Origin of the sequence: Streptomyces sp. ID05-26A (genome assembly GCF_033794685.1) — a bacterium.
In the GTDB taxonomy this organism is placed as follows: Bacteria; Actinomycetota; Actinomycetes; order Mycobacteriales; family Pseudonocardiaceae; genus Lentzea.
In genome coordinates this window covers 443,845-465,925 of sequence record NZ_JARAYZ010000006.1, presented here as the reverse complement: position 1 = coordinate 465,925, position 22,081 = coordinate 443,845, and the positions used below count along the sequence as shown (strand labels likewise).

The window sequence follows — 22,081 nt, the reverse complement described above, 5'->3', positions numbered from 1 at the left end:
GGAAACACCCGGTCCCATTCCGAACCCGGTAGTTAAGCCCTTCTGCGCCGATGGTACTGCACTGGTTACGGTGTGGGAGAGTAGGTCGCCGCCGAACTTTACTTCCCTGAAGGGGCTTGTGATCGCGGGGCACAATTACAGTGCGTCGATCACAGGCCCCTTTCAGCGTGTCCATAGTAGGAGGATTTGGTGTCTAGGTTCGGGGATCGTCCCGGCGACCGTCAGCGTGGCCAGGGAGACCGACCGCGCCATTCCGACGGTGGCCGTCCATCAGGCGATCGCAAGTTCAGCAGCAGCAACAACAACTCTTCGCGTGGTGAAGGCTCCGGCGACCGCTCCACGAGTGGTGACCGTCGAGACAACCGCGCCGGCTCCAGCGATCGCGGCGGTTACCGCGGCCAGAGTTCCAGCGACCGTGGCGGCTACCGCAAGGACGATTCGGGCGACCGCGGTGGCCGTTCGAACGACCGCGGTGGCTCCAGCGATCGCGGCGGATACCGCAAGAGCGACTCGAACGACCGTGGCGGCTCTCGCGGCCAGGGCTCGAGTGACCGCGGTGGCTACCGGGGCTCGAGCGACCGTCCGAGCTTCCGCAAGGACGACTCCAACGACCGTGGTGGTTACCGCGGGCAGGGTTCCAGCGACCGCGGCGGCTACCGCAAGAGCGAGTCGAGTGACCGTGGTGGTTACCGCGGTTCCAGCGACCGTCCGAGCTTCCGCAAGGACGACTCCAACGACCGTGGTGGTTACCGCGGCCAGGGGTCGAGCGACCGTGGCGGCTTCCGCAAGGACGATTCGGGCGATCGCGGTGGCTACCGCAAGAGCGAGTCGAGTGACCGCGGTGGTTACCGCGGTTCCAGCGACCGTGGCGGTTCGAGTGATCGCGGTGGGTTCCGCAAGAGCGACTCCGGTGACCGTGGCGGTTATCGGGGTTCCAGCGACCGCCCTGGGTTCCGCAAGGACGATTCCGGCGATCGCGGCGGTTACCGCAAGAGCGAGTCTGGCGACCGTGGTGGCTATCGCGGGTCCAGCGACCGCAGTGGTTCGAGTGACCGTGGTGGCTACCGGGGCTCGAGCGACCGTCCCGGCTTCCGCAAGGACGACTCGGGCGATCGCGGTGGTTACCGCAAGAGCGAGTCTGGTGATCGTGGTGGTTACCGCGGTTCCAACGACCGTGGTGGTTCCAGCGACCGTGGCGGCTACCGGAAGAGCGACTCCGGTGACCGTGGCGGTTACCGGGGTTCCAGCGACCGTCCCGGCTTCCGCAAGGACGACTCCGGCGATCGCGGTGGTTACCGCAAGAGCGAGTCGAGTGACCGTGGTGGCTACCGCGGCTCCAGCGATCGCAGTGGTTCGAGTGACCGTGGCGGTTCGAGCGATCGCGGTGGCTACCGTGGTTCCAGCGACCGTCCCGGTTACCGCAAGGACGACTCCAACGACCGTGGTGGCTACCGCGGCCAGGGGTCGAGCGACCGTGGCGGGTTCCGCAAGAGCGAGTCGGGCGACCGTGGTGGTTACCGCGGTTCCAGCGATCGCGGTGGATCCAGTGACCGCGGTGGTTACCGCAAGAGCGAGTCGAGCGACCGTGGTGGCTACCGCGGCTCCAACGACCGTGGTGGTTCCAGCGATCGCGGCGGCTACCGCAAGAGCGACTCCGGTGACCGTGGTGGCTACCGCAAGGACGAGCGTTCCGCTCCGCCGCGCGACGACCGCAAGGACGACCGTCGTGACGAGCGCAGCCGTGAGCGTGCGGCGCGATTCCAGGACCGTCAGTCCGACCAGGGTGGCGCCGCCAAGGACAGCACCTCCGGCGTCGAGGCCACCGGCCAGGACGTGGCGGGTGCCGCTGCGGTGACCCCGGCCGCCGAGCGTGCCGGGTACCGCCTGGGTGACGGCGCCGCCGCCACGCGTGCCGCGGCCGGCCGTGAGACCGCGACCGAGACCGCCGCTGAGGCTGAGCCGAAGAGCGCTGCCGCGACGGACACCTCTGCTCAGGCCGAACCGAAGACCGCTGCCACGACTGGCGCTGCTGCTGAGGCCGAGCCGAAGACCGAGGCCGACGACGCCGAAGGCGACGCGGGCCAGGGTGCGGAGACCGAGGCCCCTGCGGCTGAGGTCTCGGACGAGACCCCCGGTGACGCCGAGCCGCTCGACGAGGCGCCCGCGCCCCGTGGTGGACGGCCCGAGCTTCCCGAGGAAGCCGACCTGTCGCTGCTCGACCCGGAGATCAAGCTCGAGCTGCGCAGCCTGCCCAAGGGGCTTGCCGAGATCATCGGCAGGCACCTGGCCGCGGCCGGGCTGCTGATCGACGAGGACCCGCAGCTGGCGCTGGAGCACGCGCGGTACGCGCGGAGCAAGGCCGCCCGTGTCGGTGTCGTGCGTGAGGCGGCCGGGTTGACCGCGTACTTCGCGGACGAGTGGGCCGAGGCTCTCAGCGAGCTGCGGGCCGCCCGCCGGATGATGACCGGACCGGGCCACCTGGCGATCATGGCCGACTGCGAGCGGGCCCTGGGCCGGCCGGAGCGGGCCATCGACCTCGCCAAGGACCCTGCGGTCAAGGACCTCAGCCAGGAGGACGAGATCGAGCTGCGGATCGTCGCGGCCGGTGCTCGCCGGGACATGGGACAGCTCGACGCCGCGGTCGTGGCGTTGCAGGGTCCCGACCTCGACCCGGGGCAGCGTTCTCCCTACTCCGCGCGGCTCTTCTACGCTTACGCCGACAACCTGGCCGCGGCCGGTCGCATCGAGGAAGCCGTCAAGTGGTTCCTCAACGCCGCCGAGGCTGACGACGAAGGGGAGACGGACGCCGCCGAGCGCGCGTTCGAGCTGACCCAGGAGGAGACCCCGGAGCAGTGAGCGAGACGTTGGTCGACAGGTACGACGCGTTGCTGATCGATCTCGACGGCACCGTCTACCGCGGGAACGAAGCCGTGCCAGGGGCCGCCGAAGCGATTGCGGCGGCCAGAAGCAAGGGCGTCGGGATCCGGTACGTCACCAACAACGCCTCTCGTTCACCGCAGATGGTCGCCGATCACCTCGTCGAGCTCGGCTTCGAGACGACGGTCGACGAGGTGAGCACCTCCTCGCAGGCGGGCGCGGCCATGCTGGCCGAACGCCTGCCGAAGCGCTCCACCGTGCTCGTGCTCGGCACCAAGGCCCTGCAGGCCGAGGTGCTCAAGCGCGGACTCGTCCCGACCGACACCGCCGAAGGCGCGGTGGCGGTCCTGCAAGGCCTCAGCATGGACCTCGGCTGGCGTGAGCTGGCCGAGGCCGCTGTGGCCATCCGCGCCGGCGCGCTGTGGGTGGCGTGCAACGTCGACGCCACCCTGCCCACCGAACGCGGACTGCTGCCCGGCAACGGCAGCCTCGTCGCGGCGCTCAAGGCCGCGACGGACCAGGAGCCGCTCGTCGCCGGCAAGCCCGCCATCCCGCTGCTGCAGCAGGCGGCGAAGGACCTCGGCGCGCACCGGCCGCTGGTCGTCGGCGACCGGCTCGACACGGACATCCTGGGCGCGGTCAACGCGGGGATGGACTCCCTGCTCGTGCTCACGGGTGTGTCCACCGAGCAGGAGGCGCAAGCGCTTCCGGATGAGCAAAGGCCCACGTATGTCGGCGCGGACCTGTCGGTACTGCATCGGCTACCGTAAGACCGTGAGCTACCCCCTGCCCGGACCGCCGCCCAACCCGGCCGACGCCATCGAAGGCGCGCTGGAGCGGCTCGACGGGCTCGAGAACGTTCCGCTGGAGGAGCACGTGGGCCGGTTCGACGCCGTGCACGCGACGCTCACCGACGCACTGTCGAGCATCGACAAGGTGTGATGCACAGTGCCTCGCAGGGTGCGGCTCGACGCCGAACTCGTGCGCAGGGGGCTCGCCAGGTCCCGTGAGCACGCCAGCCAACTCGTCGCCGACGGTCGCGTGAAGGTCCGCGGCACCGTCGCGACGAAACCCGCGACCGCCGTCGAGACCTCCGACGCGGTCGTCGTCAAGGACAGCGGCAACGACCCGAACTGGGCTTCCCGCGGCGCGCACAAGCTCATCGGCGCGCTCGACGGCTTCCAGATCGACCCCACCGGCAGGCGTTGCCTGGACGCCGGCGCATCCACTGGCGGTTTCACCGACGTGCTGCTGCGCAAAGGCGCGCGGCAGGTCGTCGCGGCCGACGTCGGCAGGGGTCTGCTGGACTGGAAGCTGCAGACCGACGACCGGGTCGTGGTGAAGGACAAGACCAACGTCCGCACCCTCACGCCCGAGGACATCGGCGGCAAAGTTGAACTCGTGGTGGCCGATCTTTCGTTTATCTCGTTGAGGCTTGTGCTTCCCGCACTGGCCGCGTGCCTCGACGAGGAAGGCGATCTGCTGCCGATGGTCAAGCCGCAGTTCGAGGTCGGCAAGGAACGTCTGGGCTCCGGTGGCGTCGTGCGCGACCCGGAGCTGCGTGCCGAAGCCGTGCTCGACGTGACCAAGGCGGCGGCCGAACTGGGGCTGGCCGTGCACGGGGTCGTCGCGAGCCCGCTGCCCGGCCCGTCCGGCAACGTCGAATACTTCCTCTGGCTGCGCAAAGGCGAACCCGCTGATGCGACAGAGATGGTGCGCACCGCCGTCGAAGAAGGGCCCCAATGAGGGAAGTCCTGCTGGTCGTCCACACCGGTCACCAGAGCAACATCGATCTCGCCCGTCAGGTGGCCGGCCGTCTCGCGGTCGGGGGCGTCACGACGAGGGTGCTCGACGACGAGGCGCGTGACCTCGGCCCGTCGTGCTGCACCAAGGTCGTGCCCGCCGACGACCACGCCGCCGAGGGCACCGAACTGGTGCTGGTGCTCGGCGGCGACGGCACGTTCCTGCGGGGCGCGGAGCTCGCGCGTCCGGCACGGGTGCCGGTGCTGGGCGTCAACCTGGGCCGGGTCGGGTTCCTCGCGGAGGCCGACTCGGACGCGGTGCACGAGGCGGTCGGCCACGTGCTGGAACGCGACTACTTCGTGGAAGAGCGCATGACGCTCGACGTCGTGGCGACGGTCGGCGGCGAGGTCGTCGTGAAGACCTGGGCGCTCAACGAGGTCAGCGTCGAGAAGCTGATCCGCGAACGCATCCTCGAGGTCGTCGTCGAGGTCGACGGACGTCCGGTGTCGGCGTTCGGCTGCGACGGCGTGCTGTGCGCGACGCCGACGGGGTCGACGGCGTACGCGTTCTCCGCGGGCGGACCGGTCGTGTGGCCGGACGTGCAGGCGATCCTGGTGGTGCCGAGCAACGCGCACGCGCTGTTCGCCCGCCCGCTGGTCGTCTCGCCGAAGTCGCACGTGGCGTTCGAGATCGAGGCGACCGGGCATCCGGCGGCGCTGTCCGCGGACGGGCGGCGCACGTTCGAGCTGCCCGCGGGCGCGCGGATCGAGATCGTGGAGGGCGAGATGCCGCTCAGGCTCGTGCGGCTGCGCCAGGCACCGTTCACGGACCGGCTGGTCGAGAAGTTCGACCTGCCGGTGAAGGGATGGCGGGGACCATCGGCAGGCTGACCGCGCCGCTCGGTGCGTCGGCACTCGCTCGTTATGGTGCCCGCGAGGAATTGTCGGACTCGACAAGTAAGGTTCGCCCTGTGCTGGCCGAGATGCGCATCAATGGCCTTGGCGTGATCGACGAGGCCACCCTTGAACTGGACCCCGGGTTCACCGTAGTCACTGGTGAGACGGGCGCGGGCAAGACCATGGTCGTGACCGGGTTGCACCTGCTGGGCGGTGGCCGAGCAGAGGCTTCGCGGGTGCGTACCGGAGCCGACAAAGCGGTGGTCGAGGGCCGCTTCCAGGCTCCGGCGGGCAGCCCTGCCGCGAAGGTGGCGGAGGAGGTCGGTGGTGAGGCGGACGAGGACGGTTCGCTGATCGCGATCCGCACCGTCGGCTCCGACGGCCGTTCGCGCGCCCACGTCGGTGGCCGCTCCGTGCCGGTCGGCGTGCTGTCCGAGTTGGCGGAGCAGCTCATCGCCGTCCACGGTCAGAACGACCAGCTGCGGCTCATGCGGCCCACCGAGCAGCGTGGTGTGCTCGACCGCTTCGCCGGCGACGACGTGGGTGCGCCGTTGCGCAAGTACCAGTCCGTGCGCGAGGAGTGGTTGCGCGTCTCGGCGGAGCTCAAGGAACGCACGGAGCGTTCCCGTGAGCTGGCCAGAGAAGCCGACCTGCTGCGGCACGGCCTGACCGAGATCGACTCCGTCGCCCCGAAGCTGGGCGAGGACGCCGAACTGCACGACGAGGCCCGCCGGCTCGCGGACGCCGACCAGCTCCGTGAAGCGGCCCAGGGCGCGCAGTTCGCCGTGTCGGGCTCGCTGGAGGGCGACCCGGAGAACCCCGGCGCGCTCGGGCTGATCTCCGAGGCGGCCCGCAGGCTGTCCGCGTCGGAGGACCCGAAGCTGCGGGAGATGGAACCGAGGCTGGTCGAGGCGGCGACGCTGCTGGCCGACGTCGGTGCCGAGATCTCCGGCTACCTGGACCACCTGGAGTCCGACCCCGGTCGTCTCGAGTCCGTGCTGCAGCGCCAGGCCGAGCTGAAGGCGCTGACCCGCAAGTACGCCGCGGACGTCGACGGCGTGATCGCCTGGGCCGAGGACGCGCGGACGAGGCTGGGTGGGCTGGACACGTCCGAGGAGGCGTTGACCGGCCTGGCCTCCCGTCGTGACGAGCTGGCCGTGGAGCTCGCGACGCTGGCCGCCCAGGTCACCGCCGCCCGCGTCGAGGCCGCCCTGGAACTCGGCAAGGCCGTCACGGAGGAGCTCGACGGGCTCGCCATGCCGCACGCCTCCGTCGAGCTGGCCGTCCGTCCCCGGCACGCCGAGGCGAACGACGCCCAGGCGCTGCCCGTCGGCCGGTCGATCCTGCACGCCGGGTCGTCCGGGGTGGACGACGTCGAGCTGCGCCTGATCTCGCACCCCGGGGCGCCAGCCCTGCCGGTGCACAAGGGTGCTTCCGGTGGTGAGCTGTCCCGGGTGATGCTGGCGCTCGAAGTGGTGCTGTCGCACTCGGATCCGGTGCCCACGCTGGTGTTCGACGAGGTCGACGCCGGTGTCGGTGGCCGGGCCGCGGTCGAGGTCGGCCGCCGGCTGGCCCGCCTCGCCCGCTCGCACCAGGTGATCGTGGTGACGCACCTGCCGCAGGTGGCCGCGTTCGCCGACCGGCACCTGGTGGTCGACAAGTCCGCGGACGGGACGTTCACGCGCTCCGCCGTGCGCAAGCTCGACGAGACGCAGCGGGTGGTCGAACTGGCCCGGATGCTCGCGGGCATGGACTCGACCGACACCGGCCGTGCCCACGCCGAGGAGTTGCTGGCCGCGGCCAAGGCCGACAAGTCCAGCGCTCCCGTGGTACGGCGCCGCAAGAAGAAGAGCTGACGGGACCGGTCGCGTCCCTTCACGCCGTTCCCGTCCGGGTTCGGCATGATGGGGACGTGACCGGATCACTGACCACGCGCCGGGTGTTCGGGGCGGTGCTGGTGTTCGTCGCGGCCGGTCTGGCCGTGGCGGCCACCTTCCTGTCCTCCTACTCCGTGCAGGTCGTGGTCAGAGGCCGGACACTGCGCTACGAGGCCAACTCCTGGGCGGTCGTGCGGGACGACTTCCGCGAGTTCCTGGCGCTCGAACCCCTGGAGTTCGGGGAGCCCGTGGTGGGGGCCGCGCTCGTCCTGGCTCTGTCGGCGGTACTGGCGTTCCGGGTCCCGGCGATGAGACTCGGATCGTTGCTCGGCGCCGGCCTGCTGGTCGGGGTCGCGTGGTCGGCCGTGGTCCGGGTGCAGGGCCTGGTGAAGGAGCTCGGCCGGCTCGACTCGCCCGTCCCCATCGAGATCGAGCAGGGGGACGGCGTCACTCTGCTGATCGTGGCCGCCGGCATCGCCGTGGTGTCGGCCGTGCTGCACCAGGAACTGCCGAAGGCGACCAGGGCGGAACCCGCGGGGGACGGGGCCGTCATCCACCAGATCGACGACGAGCCGGACGACACGGACACCCCGCCGTACGGGTATCCGGTCATTGTGGAGCCGAAGAGTGACTGATCGCCGCAAGATCGCGTGGGTGCTGCTGGCGCTGGGGGCCGTCCTGTCGGTGGTCGCGTCGCTCCAGGACGTGTTCAGCACGATCTACAAGGGGTTCGGGAGCAACCTGATCTCCACCTCGACCCTGTGGGTCACCAGCACGGAGCCCGCCGAGGCCGGCATCGGCCCGTCCGCGCTCTTCGCCGCCGGATGGCCGGTGGTGCTGTCGGCGATCGTGATGGCCGTCGCCGTGGTGTTCCTGCTGCGGGAGCAGACCGCGTCCGTCGGGCGGCCGCTCGCCATGGGCGCGGCCGGGATGCTGGCCGGGGTCGTGCTCCTCTTCACGGTCGAGGTGTGGGAGCTGCGGGAGATCATCGAGTCCCAGGCGGCGAACGGCCCGGAGAAGGACGAGGTGCGCTTCCACGGCGGCTTCTACCTGCTGATGATCGCGACCGCCGCCGGGCTCGTGGGTGCGGCGCTGGCACAACGGCGGAACCCGGAGCCGCTGGTCGAAGAAGACGACGAAGGGGACGGCGTGGTCGTGCACCAGCTCGACGGCGATGACGACACACCGCCGTTCGGCCTCGCGATCCCCCAGGACGACGAGCAGCGGGAGACTCGGTGATCGGCAGACCGACGGCGATCGCGTTGATCGCGGCGGGAGTGGTGCTGACCGCCACGGCGATGGTGTTGCCGTGGTACTCGACGGCCTACGCGGGTGGTGTCGAGGTCGTGGTCCGGGCGTGGGGGACCGAGGTCCTCAACAAGCCCGGTGACTGGCCCGCTGGCGAGCTCTCGCCCTGGTACGGGGTGCCCGTCGTGGTGACGGCGTTGCTGCTCGTCGCCGGGGTGTGGATCAACCGGGCGGCGCTCGCGGGAGCCGCCGGACAGATCGGTGCCGTCGGTGTGATCGCGGCGCTCGTGGTGTCGGAGCGCGGGCACGCGATCGACCAGCAGGGCGACTTCGCGGTCGGGTTCGGGCTGGTGTTCCTCGCGGTCGGAACGCTGGTCGCACTCGCCGGATCTGTTGCGGTGCAACGGGAGGCGGCGTGAGGAAGATCGTCGGCCTGGTCCTGCTCGGACTCGCCGCCGCGGCCGCGGTCGGTGCCACGTTCCTGCCGTTCTCAGAACTGTTGATCAGGCTCGCTCCCGGGCAGCCGCAGACCGCGTACGTCACCACGGGGTGGAGCACGCGGTTCGGTGGCACGCAGGACGAGCACGGGCCGTTGTTCGCCATCCCGATCGTGCTGGCCGCCGTGGCGATCCTCGCCGGGACGCGGTGGCGAAAAGTCGCCTATGCCGGAGCGGCCGCGCTCGCCGGCATCACCGGAATGTTGTTCGTGTATTTGCTGAACGCGATCAGCTTTCACCGCGAGGGCAACATCGCCATCGACCCGGCGCTGGAAGCCGGGTTCGGCAACGGTATTTGGGTGCTCATAAGTGCAGTGGTTCTCGCGTTTGGGGCCGTAGTGCTTCACCCCGACGACTGACCACCTGGAATCGTCCGGCGTGCCTCACCTGTCGCGTGCGCACCGTGGGTCACTATCGGCGCATGAAGCTTTCCGGGCTGCTGAGCCGCACCAACCACGAACTTCCCGGTGTCACGGGCGTCGCGCGGGTTGATCGGCGCGCGAGCGACCTGGTGCGGCGCGTCAGTGCCGGTGACGTCGCGGTGATGGACCTGATCGACCTCGATCGGCGCACCGCCGAAGCGCTCGTCGCGGCCGAGGTCGTCGGTGTCGTGAACGCGTCACCGTCCATTTCGGGGCGTTTTCCGAACCTCGGCCCGGAACTGCTCATCGAGGCCGGCATTCCGCTGATCGACAACGTCGGCGCCGTCGCGCTGCGGGAGATCAAGGAAGGCGTCAAGATCCGGCTGCACGAAGGCGTCGTCTACGCCGGGGAACGCGAGCTGGCCAAGGGGATCGAGCAGAACGCCGAAAGCATCGCCGACGCGATGATCGAGGCGAAGGCCGGCATGTCGGCACAGCTGGAAGCGTTCTCCGCCAACACCATCGAGTTCCTGCGCCGTGAACGCGCCCTGGTGCTCGACGGCGTCGGCGTGCCCGAGGTGTACGTGCCGATGCGCGACCGGCAGGTGCTCGTCGTCGCCGGCGGCCCGTCGCACGCCGAGGAACTGCGCAAGCTCCGCAAGTACATCCGCGAGTACCGCCCGGTGCTGATCGGTGTCGACTCGGGCGCCGACACGCTGATCGACGCCGGGCTCAAGCCGGACATCATCGTCGGCGACCCCGACGGCATCGGCACCGCGTCACTGCGCGCGGCCGCCGAGGTCGTCGTCCCCGCGCAGACCGACGGCCACGCGCCCGGCCTGCAACGGATCCAGGACCTCGGCATCGGCGCGGTGACGTTCCCCGCGTCGGGCAACGCGGAGGACCTCGCGTTGCTGCTCGCCGAAGCACACGGGGCGTCCCTGGTCGTCACGGTGGGACTGCGCGCGACGCTGCGCGAGTTCCTCGACCGCGGGCACTCCGGTTCCAACCCCTCCACGTTCCTCACCCGGTTGAAGCTCGGCAGCAAGCTCGTCGACGGGGAGGCCGTCGCGACCCTGCACCGCAGCCGGGTCTCGCTGGGCGTGATCGTCCTGCTGGTGACCGCCGCGATCGTCGCCATGGCGGCGGCCCTCGCGGTGTCCGGCGTCGGTCACGTCTACGTCGACATCGTGGTCGACGGCTGGCACTCCGTCGTCAACTGGTTCAAGGGGTTGTTCTCGTGATCACGCTGCGCTACCACATAGTTTCGATCACCGCGGTGTTCCTCGCCCTGGCGGTCGGTGTCGTGCTGGGGTCGACCGCGATCAGCGGGCGGCTGCTCTCCGGGCTGAGCGACGAGAAGAACTCGTTGGCACAGCAGGTGAACGACCTCCAGAACGACCGCAACGCGTTGAACGCCAAGCTGACCGAGGCGGACAAGTTCGCCGCGTCCGTCGGCCCGCTCGCCGTCAAGGACCGGCTCACCGAGCGCACGGTCGTCATCGTGACCACGGCGGACGCGCGTCCGTCCGACCGGGACGCCCTCACCGGGCTGCTGAAGTCCGCGAGCGCCACCGTCACCGGCGAGATCCAGCTGACCGACGCGTTCGCCGACCCGTCGCGCGGCGACCAGCTCCGCGATCTCGTGGCACGGCTGCAGCCCGCCGGCTCGCAGCTGCCCACGGCCGCGGACCCCGGCACCCGCGCCGGTGGCCTGTTCGGGGCGTTGTTGCTGCTCAACTCGTCGAACAACGAGCCGCAGGCCACAGCCGACGAGACGGCGTCCGCCCTGTCCGGGCTGACCAACTCGGGTTTCGTGAAGGCGACCTCGGGCGTGAAGCCGGCGCAGCTCGCGATCGTGCTGACCGGGGGTGCCGCGATCGGTGACTCGGCCGCGGACCGGGCGTCGACCATCGCGCGCTTCGCCACCCAGCTCGACCGGGCCGGCGCGGGTGTCGTGCTGGCCGGTGCGAACGGGTCCGCGAACGGCACGGGGGCGATCGGTGTGGTCCGCGCGGACACCGCCGCGACGTCGATCCTGTCGACGGTCGACAACTCCGACACCCCGGCGGGCCAGGTCGTCGTGGTGATGGCGTTGCGCGAACAGCTGGAGGGCCGCTCCGGCCGGTACGGCGTGGCCGGGAACGCGGAAGCTTCTTCTCCGGGAACCGCCGGCTAGTACTTCCAGGTGCCTGGAAGGGCCGTGTGGAGTCGTTCCAGCGCCTGCGGTGTGCGGGCGCGGGCCCAGAGCCACTCGCCGGCGTCCTCGCGGACGATCAGGTCGTCCGCCACGAACCAGCGGGTGCCCGGACTGCCCAGCGGCAGCAGTGCGAAGTGGTCTTCGAGCAGGGAGATGTCCACCGCGGACATCTCCCTGTCTGCTGTGACGGCCTCGTCGCGGAACAGGGCCTCGGACAGCACCAGCTCCACGCAGGCGGCGGAGAAGTGCGGGAGCCAGGGTTCCCAGCCGCGTTCCGCCTCGTGCACGACCGCGGGGTCCGGGGCGTCGAGTGCCGCTCCCCACGAGGTGCCGGTGTGGATCTCCCGGCGGAAGACGACGACCTGGCCGTCGCGCCGGAGCTCGCTCGGGGTGAGCAGCCAGTCCTGGTTGCTCGTGAGGTCGGGGCGTTTGCCGAACAACGCGTAGGCGTCGCGCATCGCGCCGGGCAGCCGCACACCGAGGCGGTGTTCCGCGGCGTCCAGGTCGGCCTGGTTCCAGCCGTCCCTGGCCTCGATCGGCTCGGCCCACGCGGCCGCGAACCCCTCTATGAAACGCCACGCCGCCGAGCGGTCGCGCATGGCTCGTGTCGCGCTCCCTGCCACGTCGAAGGTCACGTGACAACTTTTCCTGATGTCGGCCTGTGCCGGGGGAAGTTCAGAAAACCCCTCACTGCGCCGATCGGGTGATGTGATCTGCCGGGTCGTGGTGCGCTGAGTGACCGGCGGCGTGTTAGCGTTATGGCCCGTGGATAGGGGGATCTACCCCCACGATTTTCACGGGAGCCCCGTTGGTGCAGCAGGCACGTACGACCAAGCACGTCTTCGTCACGGGAGGCGTCGCGTCCTCCCTGGGCAAGGGGCTCACGGCCTCCAGCCTCGGTCAGTTGCTCACCTCGCGCGGCCTGCGGGTGACGATGCAGAAGCTCGACCCGTACCTGAACGTGGACCCCGGCACGATGAACCCGTTCCAGCACGGCGAGGTCTTCGTGACCGACGACGGCGCGGAGACGGACCTCGACATCGGCCACTACGAGCGGTTCCTCGCGCGGGACCTGAGCGGCGAAGCCAACGTCACCACCGGCCAGGTGTACTCCGAGGTGATCGCCAAGGAGCGGCGCGGTGAGTACCTGGGCGACACGGTCCAGGTGATCCCGCACATCACCGACGAGATCAAGCGCCGCATCCGGGCGATGGCCGAGCCGGACGCCGACGGCGTCACGCCGGACGTCGTCATCACCGAGGTCGGCGGCACGGTCGGCGACATCGAGTCGCTGCCGTTCCTGGAGGCGGCCCGCCAGGTCCGCCACGACGTCGGCCGCGACAACGTCTTCTTCCTGCACGTCTCGCTGGTGCCCTACCTGGCGCCGAGCGGCGAGCTGAAGACCAAGCCCACCCAGCACTCCGTCGCGGCGCTGCGCAACATCGGCATCCAGCCCGACGCGATCGTGTGCCGCGCGGACCGGGAGATCCCGGACTCGCTCAAGCGCAAGATCGGCCTGATGTGCGACGTCGACACGGACGCCGTGGTCGCGGCCGTCGACGCGCCGTCGATCTACGACATCCCGAAGGTGCTGCACGCCGAGGGCCTCGACGCCTACGTCGTGCGCCGCCTCGACCTGCCGTTCCGCGACGTCGACTGGACGGTGTGGGGCGACCTGCTGGAGCGGGTGCACAACCCGTCCGAGACGGTGAAGATCGCGCTCGTCGGCAAGTACGTCGATCTGCCCGACGCGTACCTCTCGGTCACCGAGGCGCTGCGTGCGGGCGGTTTCGCGCACCACGCCAAGGTCGAGATCAAGTGGGTGCCGTCGGACGAGTGCCAGACGCCCGAGGGCGCCGCACGTGCGTTGTCCGGCATGGACGCCGTGCTGATCCCCGGCGGGTTCGGCGTGCGCGGCATCGAGGGCAAGGTCGGCGCGCTGAAGTACACGCGCACGCGCGGTGTGCCGACGCTGGGCCTGTGCCTCGGCCTGCAGTGCATGGTCATCGAGGCCGCGCGGAACCTCGCGGGCATCGAGGACGCGAACTCCAGCGAGTTCGAGGAGGGCGGCACGCCGGTCATCTCCACGATGGCCGACCAGCAGGACGTCGTCTCGGGTCAGCGCGACATGGGCGGCACGATGCGCCTGGGCGCGTACATCGCCAAGCTCACGCCGGGGTCGGTCGTCGCGCAGGCGTACGGCGCGACCGAGGTGTCCGAGCGGCACCGCCACCGCTACGAGGTCAACAACGCGTACCGGGGCAAGCTCTCCGAGGCCGGCCTGGTGTTCTCCGGTGTCTCGCCGGACGGCCGCCTGGTCGAGTTCGTCGAGCTGCCGTCGGACGTGCACCCGTTCTACGCCGCCACGCAGGCACACCCGGAACTCAAGTCGCGTCCCACGAAGCCGCACCCGCTGTTCGCGGCGTTCGTGAAGGCCGCGATCGACTACCGCGTGGCCGACCGGCTGCCCCTCAAGGCCGGAGCGGGCAAGTGACCCGCCACGACTTCCGCACGGTCTCCAGCGAGGACGTGCACGTCGGACGGGTCGTCGCGCTGCGGATCGACGAGGTCGAGATGCCCGGTGGCGGCACGGCCAAGCGCGAGATCGTCGAGCACATGGGCGCCGTCGCGGTCGTGGCCGTGGACTCCTCGGACCAGGTCGTGCTGATCCACCAGTACCGGCACGCGCTGGGCAGGCACCTCTGGGAGCTGCCGGCCGGGCTGCTCGACCACGACGGCGAGGAGCCCGTCATCGGTGCCCGCCGGGAGCTGGCCGAGGAGGTCGGGCTCGACGCGGCGCGCTGGGACACGCTGGTCGACGTCGCCGCGTCCCCCGGCTTCACCGACGAGGTCGTGCGCGTGTACCTGGCGCGCGAACTGTCCGAAGTGGACCGTGAGGTGCAGGGCGAGGAGGAGGCGGACCTGGAGATCCACCGCTTCCCGCTCGCCGAGGCCGTGCGGATGGTGCTGGCGGGGGAGATCGTGAACGCCTCGACCTCGGCCGGGCTGCTGGCGGCGCGTGAGGTGCTGGAGGGGCGGGCCGAGGCTCGCCCGGCCGACGCGCCTTTCCGCGACAGGCCGACCCGGTTCGCCGCGCGCAAGAAGTAGGTTGGACTCATGCAGACGTCGACGGGTGCCTTCGCTCGCTTGAAGGCACCCGTCGGCGTTCTCGCGGCTGCGGCGGCAGGGGCCGCGTTGCTGCTGTTCGTCGATCCGAACCAGCCGGGCAACCTGCTGCCGAAGTGCCCGTTCCACTGGCTGACGGGGTTGAACTGCCCTGCCTGCGGTGTCACGCGCATGACGCATGCGTTGCTGCACGGCGATGTCGTCGGCGCGTTCCACTTCAACGCCGCGTTGCTCGTCCTGGGGCTGCCGCTGGCCGTGTGGCTGTTCGCGCGGTGGACGCGCGGCAAGTGGACCGGCGAACGGCGATCCGTGCCGAAATCGGTCGGTTTCGCCGTTCTCGTCGTGGGCGCGGTGTGGGGCGTGGGGCGGAATCTCGCGGGGATCTAGTCCCTGAGCCTGCGGCCCTCGGAGTCCGTGCCGCCCTGCACGAGGATGATGATCGCGTCGACCAGCGACCAGATGCCGCAGCCACCGCAGGTCAGCAGCTGTGCGACGGCGATGCCGGTGTGCCCGGTGTAGAAGCGGCCGATGCCCAGGTTGCCCAGGAACAGTTGCAGCAGGCCCGCGACGATCTTCGACTTGTCCGACAGCGGCAGGCCCGTGTACGGGTCGATCCCGTACCCCGGCGCGTACCCCGGGCCCATCATGCCGGGCGGGGGCTGCGGGACCCCGTACTGCGGCTGCGGGCCGGTGGGCGGCGGGTAGTACGGCTGGGTGGGCGGCGGCACGTAACCGGGCGGCGCCTGGGGCGTGGCGAACGGCACCGACGGCGGCGCGAGGAACGGCGGGTGGGGCTGCGGCAGGTCGCGGAACAGTTCCGCGAGCTCGAAGTAGCTCTGCGCGCCGGACGCGCGGTTCACACGTTCCTGGTACTCGCCGATGTCGAGCCGCGCCATCGCGAAGTGGTCGTTGAGAGCGGTGATCGCTTCTTCGCGCTGCTGGTTGCCGATGCGCTGCTGTTCTGGCCCGAATGCGTCTGACACGGCACGCACGGTATCCGATGCAGCAGATCGATATCGGGAATACGCTGCGACGATGCTGGTCGGTGTCCCAAAGGAGATCAAGAACCACGAGTACCGCGTCGCCATCACCCCCGCTGGAGTGGTCGAACTGGTGCGCCGCGGGCATTCCGTCGTCATCGAGCGGGACGCCGGTGCGGGCTCGTCGTTCCCCGACCACGAGTACGAGGCGGCGGGGGCACGGATCGCCGGTTCCGCCGACGAGGTCTGGGGCGCGGCGGACCTCGTGCTGAAGGTCAAGGAGCCGATCGAGGCCGAGTACCACCGGATGCGCCGCGAGCAGGTGCTGTTCACCTACCTGCACCTGGCGGCGTCCCCGTCGTGCACCGCGGCCGTCGCCGCGTCCGGGATCACCGCCATCGCCTACGAGACCGTGCAACTCGCGGACGGGTCGTTGCCGTTGCTGGCCCCGATGAGCGAGATCGCCGGGCGGATGGCCGCCCAGGTCGGCGCGCACTGTCTGGAACGCGCGCAGGGCGGGCGCGGGGTGTTGCTGGGCGGTGCGCCCGGAGTCGCCGCGGGCAAGGTCGCGGTGATCGGCGCGGGGGTGGCGGGGATGAACGCGGCGACGATGGCCGTCGGCATGCAGGCCGAGGTGGTCGTGCTCGACACCAACGTCAACCGGTTGCGGCAGATCGACTTCACCTACCGGGGGCACCTGCAGACCATCGCGTCGAACGCCTACGAGGTCGAGAAGGCCTGCCGGTGGGCGGATCTGGTCGTCGGCGCCGTGCTGGTGCCCGGCGCGAAGGCGCCGAAACTCGTCAGCAACGACCTGGTGTCAAGGATGCGGCCGGGCAGCGTGCTCGTGGACATCGCGGTCGACCAGGGCGGCTGTTTCGAGGACACGAGGCCGACCACGCACGACGCGCCGACGTACCGCGTGCACGACTCCGTGTTCTACTGCGTCGCGAACATGCCCGGTGCCGTGCCGAACACGTCGACGTACGCGCTCACGAACGTGACGCTGCCGTACGTCATCGCGTTGGCGGACAAGGGTTTCGAGCGTGCCGTCGCCGACGACCCCGCTTTGGCGAAGGGCGTCAACGCAACGGCCGGAGAGATCGTCCTGGAAGGGCTGGCGTGATTTCTGAGTTGGTGGCGACCTATCTCGACCACCTCGCCGTGGAACGCGGCACCGCCCGCAACACGCTCGACTCGTACACCCGCGACCTGCGCCGCTACACCGAACACCTGGAATCGCTTGGTGTCACGGACTTGGGTGCCGTGACAGAACTCCAGGTGAGTGAGTTCCTGGCCGTGCTGCGCGAAAGCGGGCTCGCTGCGTCGTCTGCCGCACGGACGTTGGTCGCCGTGCGCGGGTTGCACCGCTTCGCGCACCGTGAAGGCGTTGTCCCGCATGACGCCGCACGGGCGGTGCATCCGCCGTCACCGCCGAAGAGGCTGCCGAAAGCATTGCCGATCAATGATGTTCTGACACTGCTCGACACCGTGGGAAACCTCAGGGACAAAGCCCTCCTGGAGTTGTTGTACTCGACGGGAGCCCGGATCTCCGAGGTGGTGGGGCTCGACGTGGACGACATCGACGCGACCGAGCGCACCGTGCTGCTCGACGGGAAGGGGGGCAAGCAGAGACTGGTTCCGGTCGGGCGGCCGGCGTTGGCCGCGGTGGACGCGTACCTGGTCCGGGCGCGCCCCGCGTTGGCGGCGAAAGGGCGTGGCACGCCCGCGCTGTTCCTGAACGCACGCGGCGGAAGGCTGTCGCGGCAGAGCGCGTGGACGGTGCTGAAGACCGCCGCGGAACAGGCCGGCATCACCGCTGTGGTGTCCCCGCACACGTTGCGGCATTCGTTCGCCACCCATCTGCTCGAAGGGGGTGCTGACGTTCGGGTGGTGCAGGAACTCCTCGGGCACGCATCCGTTACGACCACTCAGGTGTACACACTGGTAACCGTTACGACTTTGAGGGAGGTCTACACAACTGCCCACCCTCGAGCCACTGGAACATGAGGCTTCCACGGGTACGGTGGACAGGTGCCGAACTTGGACGAGCCGTCCCCACAGGCCATCGATCTAGCCGCCGTGCTGCACGCGCTGAGTGACCCGACAAGGCTCGCGGTCGTGCGCCAGATCCAGTCGAGCGGCGAGCGGCTGTGCGGGGCCTTCGAGGTTGACGTCGCGAAGTCGACCCTCTCCCAGCACCTGCGCGTGTTGCGCGAAGCGGGCATCACACGGACACGATGCCGCGGCAACCAGCGCTGGGTCTCACTGCGCCGCGATGACCTGGACCTTCTCTTCCCGGGCCTCCTCGACGTGGTGCTGTCCGCCGCGGACAGGCGAACACGAACGGATGTCACCGTCTAACTCAGTCTTGACAAACACCGGCGAGGCGCGTTGCCGCTCGCACGGGTGCGGCCTAGGCTGCGCCCCGAGAGACGACTACGACCAGTGAGGGAACGCCAGCCATGTCGACACCGGAGCACGCTTTCGCGCCCCGTGCCGATCTGAACCTGGCCCCGCACGCCGCGCCGGTCGACGACGTCGCCCACGAGCAGCGGGACGGCATCGGCCCGACCGGCAGACCTCGTCGGCACATCCCCGATCCGCCGGCCCTGCTGCGCCACGGCCCGGCGAAGATCCTGGCTGTCTGCAACCAGAAGGGCGGCGTCGGCAAGACGACGACGACCATCAACCTGGGCGCTGCGCTGGCCGAGTACGGCCGCCGGGTGCTGCTCGTCGACTTCGACCCCCAGGGCGCGCTCTCGGTGGGCCTCGGCGTGCACCCGCACCAGCTGGAAACCACGATCTACAACGTCATCATGGAGAACGACACCGCCGTTCCCGACGTCATCCGCAAGACCATGATCGACGACATGGACCTGCTGCCGAGCAACATCGACCTGTCGGCGGCCGAGATCCAGCTCGTGTCGGAGGTGGGCCGCGAGCACACGCTCGTGCGCACCCTTCGCCCCGTGATCGACCACTACGACTACGTGCTGGTCGACTGCCAGCCCTCGCTCGGCCTGCTCACGGTGAACGCCCTCGCGGCCGCGGACGGTGTGCTGATCCCGCTGGAGTGCGAGTTCTTCTCGCTGCGCGGGGTGGCGCTGCTCATCGACACCATCGAGAAGGTCAAGGAACGCTTGAACCCCAAGCTCGACATCACCGGCATCCTCGCGACGATGTACGACCCGCGCACGTTGCACTCGCGCGAGGTCATGGCCCGCGTCGTGGAGGCGTTCGGCGAGATCGTGTTCGACGCGGTCATCAACCGCACTGTGCGCTTCCCGGAGACCACGGTCGCCGGTGAGCCGATCACGCGCTGGGCGCCGCGGTCGTCCGGTGCCAACGCCTACCGCGCGCTGGCCCGCGAGGTGATCGCCCGGTGAATCGTCGCCCGTCACTGCCCGGGGCGGCGGAGCTCTTCCGGCTGACCGCCGCCGCGCCGACGCCGGAGGTCTCGTCCTCCGAAGAGGCTCCGCAGCAGCGCCGTGGCTCCGGCCGCACCAAGCACACCACGAAGATCACGGTCTACGTGTCCGACGAGGAACTGATGGCGCTGGAGCAGGCGCGGCTCGCGTTGCGCGGGTCCCACGGCCTGGGCGTCGACCGCGGCCGGGTGGTGCGCGAGGCGATCGCCATCGTGCTGGACGACCTCGAGGCACTCGGTGACGCGTCGTTGCTGGTACGCAGGTTGCGCGAGCAGTGACCGAGGAAACCCCTGCGGAGACCCCGGTCGACGACGGCAAGTTCAAGGTCCGGCTCACGAACTTCGAGGGTCCGTTCGACCTGCTGCTGCAGCTGATCTCCCAGCACACGCTCGACGTCACCGAGGTGGCGCTGCACCGGGTCACCGACGACTTCATCGCGCACCTGCGCGGCATGGGCGAGAAGTGGGACCTCGACGAGACCACCGAGTTCCTGGTCATCGCCGCCACGCTGCTGGACCTGAAGGCCGCCCGCCTGCTGCCCACCGGTGACGTCGAGGACGAGGACGACCTCGCGTTGCTGGAGGCGCGCGACCTCCTGTTCGCCCGCCTGCTGCAGTACCGCGCCTACAAGCAGGTCGCGGCCCTGTTCGCGGAGCTGGAGCAGGGCGCGTACCGCCGCTACCCGCGCTCGGTGTCGCTGGAACCGCGCTTCGAGGGCCTGCTGCCCGAGGTGATGCTGGGCGTCACGCCGGACAAGTTCGCCCTGATCGCGGCCGCCGCCTTCCGCCCGAAGCAGAAGCGCACGCTCTCGGTCGACCACATCCACCAGCACCGCGTGTCGATCCGCGAGACCGCCGACGTGCTGCGCGCGTTCCTGATCGACAAGGGCACGGCGTCGTTCTCGGAGATCGTCGCCGACTGCACCGAGACCATGGAGGTCGTGGCGCGGTTCCTGGCGCTGCTGGAGCTGTACCGCGAGAAGTCGCTGGCCTTCGAGCAGGAGGACCCGCTCGGTCCGCTGCAGGTGACGTGGGTCGGCGGGACGTTGGACGACGCGCAGGCGCAGGTGCACGTCGGCCACGAGGATGAGGACTACGGATGAGCGAGCCACTGGTCGGGCCGGACGCGGCGGAGATCGAGAAGCCGGGACCGGCGTTCGACGGGGGCGAGGGCGCGGAGTCCGGGGTCGCCACCGACGAGCCCGCTGACGCCGCCCTGTCCGACGCGGCCCCCGCGCCCGTCGTGCTCGACGGTGCCGCCATCGCCGCGGCGCTCGGGCCCCAGGCCCCGAAGCGCGAACGCAAGGCCGCGAAGCCCGAACCCGAGTCGGACGCCGCCCTCGACGACGCCGCGCCCGCCCCGGTCGTGCTCGACGAGCCCGAGGTTCCCGAGACCTCCGAAGCCGACATCGAGGACGCCGCAGCCCTCGAGGCCCAGCTCCTCGCCGCGGCCCCCGACGAGGCCATCGAGGACAGCGGCCTGCCGGACCTCACCGACGACGCGACGTTCGAGGCCGCGCTCGAGTCCGTGCTGCTCGTGGTCGACAGCCCCATCGGCGAGGACGCCCTCAGCAGTGCGCTGGAGCAGCCGGTTAAGCGAATCAAGCAGGCACTCCGTAGACTCTCCACCCGGTACACCGAGTCCGGCAGCGGCATCGACCTGCGCAGGGCGGGGGACGGCTGGCGGTTCTACACGCGAGACCGGTTCGCACCGTTCGTGGAGAAGCTGCTGCTCGACGGCCAGCGCGCGAAACTCACCCGCGCGGCCCTGGAGACGCTCGCGGTGATCGCCTACCGGCAGCCCGTGACGAGGGCGCGGATCGCGGCGGTTCGCGGCGTCAACGTCGACGGTGTGATCCGGACCCTGGTCGCCAGAGGGCTCATCGAAGAGACGGGCACCGACAGCGACACGGGTGGGATCCTGTACCGCACGACCGAACTGTTCCTGGAGCGGTTGGGGCTGTCCTCGCTGAGCGACCTGCCGCCAATCGCCCCGCTGCTGCCCGAAGTGGATGCGATCGACGATGTCTGAGAACGAGGGCGTGCGCCTGCAGAAGGTGCTCGCGCAAGCGGGGATCGCCTCGCGCCGCGCTTCCGAAGAGCTGATCGAGCAGGGCCGGGTGCAGGTCGACGGCAAGGTCGTGAAGGAGCAGGGGCGGCGGATCGACCCCGAGACCGCTGTCGTGCACGTCGACGGGCTGCGGGTGCAGATCCGCGAGGACGTCGTCACGATCGCGCTCAACAAGCCGTACGGGATGCTCTCCACGATGGAGGACGACCTGGGCCGGCCGTGCGTGGGCGACCTGGTGCGCAACCGCAAGGAACGGCTGTTCCACGTCGGTCGCCTCGACGCGGAGACCGAGGGGCTGCTGCTGCTCACGAACGACGGCGAGCTCGCGCACCGGTTGATGCACCCGAGCTACAACGTCAAGAAGACCTACCTCGCCGAGGTCCCCGGCCCGGTCGAGAAGGGTCTCAACAGGAAGCTCAAGGCGGGCATCGAGCTGGAGGACGGGCCGGTCAAGGTCGACTCCTTCAAGGTCATCAGCGTCGTGCCCGGCAAGGCGCTGGTCGAGATCAAGCTGCACGAGGGCCGCAAGCACATCGTGCGCCGTCTGATGGAGACCGCCGGCTACCCGGTGCAGTCGCTGGTCCGCGTCGCGGTCGGCGAGGTGCTGCTCGGCAACCAGCGTCCCGGTGCGATGCGGGTGCTGAACCGGCAGGAGGTCGGCGGGCTGTACAAGCTCGTCGGTCTCTGAGCAGAATCTGAACTCCGCTCGTCCCTCCAGCCCCCGACGGCCGGAGGGACGACCTGCGGTGAACCCCCGTTCACCTTGCGACGAGA

23 protein-coding genes, 1 rRNA gene and 2 pseudogenes are annotated in these 22,081 nt (G+C 70.1%); 24 read left to right on the top strand and 2 right to left on the bottom strand.

The window, feature by feature from the left end:
• The 13 genes from rrf to PV646_RS39600 all read left to right on the top strand — a co-directional run.
• Nucleotides 1-97, top strand: a 5S ribosomal RNA gene (gene rrf, locus PV646_RS39660); the annotation flags it as partial.
• A 92-nt stretch (nt 98-189) separates the two neighbouring features.
• Nucleotides 190-2,856, top strand: a complete 2,667-nt coding sequence (locus tag PV646_RS39655) for a hypothetical protein (protein WP_500347703.1) — start codon at nt 190-192, stop codon at nt 2,854-2,856.
• Entirely contained in the window at nt 2,853-3,647 is a 795-nt protein-coding gene (locus PV646_RS39650; RefSeq protein WP_500347701.1) for an HAD-IIA family hydrolase, read from the top strand. The genes PV646_RS39655 and PV646_RS39650 overlap by 4 nt, the downstream gene beginning before the upstream one ends.
• Before the next feature lie 4 nt (nt 3,648-3,651).
• The gene (locus PV646_RS39645; protein ID WP_191300801.1) at nt 3,652-3,819 is read left to right on the top strand and encodes a hypothetical protein; all 168 of its coding nucleotides are present in this window, start codon (nt 3,652-3,654) and stop codon (nt 3,817-3,819) included.
• 6 nt (nt 3,820-3,825) lie between these two features.
• The gene (locus PV646_RS39640; protein ID WP_500347699.1) at nt 3,826-4,623 is read left to right on the top strand and encodes a TlyA family RNA methyltransferase; all 798 of its coding nucleotides are present in this window, start codon (nt 3,826-3,828) and stop codon (nt 4,621-4,623) included.
• On the top strand, nt 4,620-5,510 hold the full coding sequence (locus PV646_RS39635) for an NAD kinase (RefSeq protein WP_500347697.1): 891 nt from the start codon (nt 4,620-4,622) through the stop codon (nt 5,508-5,510). The genes PV646_RS39640 and PV646_RS39635 overlap by 4 nt, the downstream gene beginning before the upstream one ends.
• A gap of 92 nt (nt 5,511-5,602) precedes the next feature.
• Nucleotides 5,603-7,372 carry a DNA repair protein RecN gene (recN, locus tag PV646_RS39630; RefSeq protein ID WP_500347695.1) on the top strand — a complete coding sequence of 590 codons (1,770 nt, stop codon included), beginning with the start codon at nt 5,603-5,605 and terminating at the stop codon, nt 7,370-7,372.
• 56 nt (nt 7,373-7,428) lie between these two features.
• Nucleotides 7,429-8,028 (top strand): hypothetical protein, encoded by a 600-nt coding sequence (locus PV646_RS39625; RefSeq protein ID WP_500347693.1) that lies wholly within the window; start codon nt 7,429-7,431, stop codon nt 8,026-8,028.
• Nucleotides 8,021-8,632 carry a hypothetical protein gene (locus tag PV646_RS39620; protein ID WP_500347691.1) on the top strand — a complete coding sequence of 204 codons (612 nt, stop codon included), beginning with the start codon at nt 8,021-8,023 and terminating at the stop codon, nt 8,630-8,632. Before PV646_RS39625 ends, PV646_RS39620 begins: the two co-directional genes overlap by 8 nt.
• Nucleotides 8,629-9,060: a hypothetical protein gene (locus PV646_RS39615; RefSeq protein WP_500347689.1), complete on the top strand. Its 432-nt coding sequence runs from the start codon at nt 8,629-8,631 to the stop codon at nt 9,058-9,060. Before PV646_RS39620 ends, PV646_RS39615 begins: the two co-directional genes overlap by 4 nt.
• A complete protein-coding gene (locus PV646_RS39610) occupies nt 9,057-9,497 on the top strand; it encodes a hypothetical protein (RefSeq protein ID WP_500347687.1) in 441 nt (146 codons plus the stop codon). Before PV646_RS39615 ends, PV646_RS39610 begins: the two co-directional genes overlap by 4 nt.
• Nucleotides 9,498-9,559: 62 nt before the next feature.
• Entirely contained in the window at nt 9,560-10,744 is a 1,185-nt protein-coding gene (steA, locus tag PV646_RS39605) for a putative cytokinetic ring protein SteA (RefSeq protein ID WP_500347685.1), read from the top strand.
• Nucleotides 10,741-11,679 carry a copper transporter gene (locus PV646_RS39600; RefSeq protein WP_500347683.1) on the top strand — a complete coding sequence of 313 codons (939 nt, stop codon included), beginning with the start codon at nt 10,741-10,743 and terminating at the stop codon, nt 11,677-11,679. Before steA ends, PV646_RS39600 begins: the two co-directional genes overlap by 4 nt.
• Here PV646_RS39600 and PV646_RS39595 read toward each other — a convergent pair.
• Entirely contained in the window at nt 11,676-12,335 is a 660-nt protein-coding gene (locus PV646_RS39595) for an SMI1/KNR4 family protein (protein ID WP_500347681.1), read from the bottom strand. The genes PV646_RS39600 and PV646_RS39595 overlap by 4 nt on opposite strands.
• Nucleotides 12,336-12,511: 176 nt before the next feature.
• Between PV646_RS39595 and pyrG the strand changes: the two genes are divergently transcribed.
• The 3 genes from pyrG to PV646_RS39580 are packed head-to-tail and all read left to right on the top strand — an operon-like array spanning nt 12,512 to nt 15,213.
• Nucleotides 12,512-14,194: a CTP synthase gene (gene pyrG, locus PV646_RS39590; protein WP_500347679.1), complete on the top strand. Its 1,683-nt coding sequence runs from the start codon at nt 12,512-12,514 to the stop codon at nt 14,192-14,194.
• Entirely contained in the window at nt 14,191-14,808 is a 618-nt protein-coding gene (locus PV646_RS39585) for an NUDIX domain-containing protein (RefSeq protein WP_500347678.1), read from the top strand. The genes pyrG and PV646_RS39585 overlap by 4 nt, the downstream gene beginning before the upstream one ends.
• Nucleotides 14,809-14,817: 9 nt before the next feature.
• On the top strand, nt 14,818-15,213 hold the full coding sequence (locus tag PV646_RS39580; protein WP_500347676.1) for a DUF2752 domain-containing protein: 396 nt from the start codon (nt 14,818-14,820) through the stop codon (nt 15,211-15,213).
• Here the strand turns inward: PV646_RS39580 and PV646_RS39575 are convergent.
• A complete protein-coding gene (locus tag PV646_RS39575) occupies nt 15,210-15,809 on the bottom strand; it encodes an NINE protein (protein ID WP_500347674.1) in 600 nt (199 codons plus the stop codon). The genes PV646_RS39580 and PV646_RS39575 overlap by 4 nt on opposite strands.
• A gap of 52 nt (nt 15,810-15,861) precedes the next feature.
• On the opposite strand from PV646_RS39575, the gene ald reads away from it, so the two are divergent.
• From ald to PV646_RS39535, 8 genes and pseudogenes are all read left to right on the top strand, one after another.
• Nucleotides 15,862-16,932 (top strand): alanine dehydrogenase, encoded by a 1,071-nt coding sequence (gene ald / locus PV646_RS39570; protein WP_500347672.1) that lies wholly within the window; start codon nt 15,862-15,864, stop codon nt 16,930-16,932.
• Nucleotides 16,929-17,816: a site-specific tyrosine recombinase XerD gene (gene xerD / locus PV646_RS39565; protein WP_500347670.1), complete on the top strand. Its 888-nt coding sequence runs from the start codon at nt 16,929-16,931 to the stop codon at nt 17,814-17,816. The genes ald and xerD overlap by 4 nt, the downstream gene beginning before the upstream one ends.
• 24 nt (nt 17,817-17,840) lie before the next feature.
• Entirely contained in the window at nt 17,841-18,170 is a 330-nt protein-coding gene (locus PV646_RS39560) for an ArsR/SmtB family transcription factor (protein ID WP_090074115.1), read from the top strand.
• 116 nt (nt 18,171-18,286) lie between these two features.
• Nucleotides 18,287-19,195: pseudogene (locus tag PV646_RS39555) on the top strand (ParA family protein); the annotation flags it as partial.
• Between the two features lie 98 nt (nt 19,196-19,293).
• Nucleotides 19,294-19,515: pseudogene (locus tag PV646_RS39550) on the top strand (hypothetical protein); the annotation flags it as partial.
• Complete coding sequence (locus tag PV646_RS39545; protein WP_500347668.1) at nt 19,512-20,339, top strand: segregation and condensation protein A; 828 nt, start codon at nt 19,512-19,514, stop codon at nt 20,337-20,339. The pseudogene PV646_RS39550 and the gene PV646_RS39545, both read left to right, overlap by 4 nt.
• Nucleotides 20,336-21,268 (top strand): SMC-Scp complex subunit ScpB, encoded by a 933-nt coding sequence (scpB, locus tag PV646_RS39540; protein ID WP_500347667.1) that lies wholly within the window; start codon nt 20,336-20,338, stop codon nt 21,266-21,268. Before PV646_RS39545 ends, scpB begins: the two co-directional genes overlap by 4 nt.
• The gene (locus PV646_RS39535; RefSeq protein WP_500347666.1) at nt 21,261-21,995 is read left to right on the top strand and encodes a pseudouridine synthase; all 735 of its coding nucleotides are present in this window, start codon (nt 21,261-21,263) and stop codon (nt 21,993-21,995) included. The genes scpB and PV646_RS39535 overlap by 8 nt, the downstream gene beginning before the upstream one ends.
• The last annotated feature ends 86 nt before the right edge of the window (nt 21,996-22,081 follow it).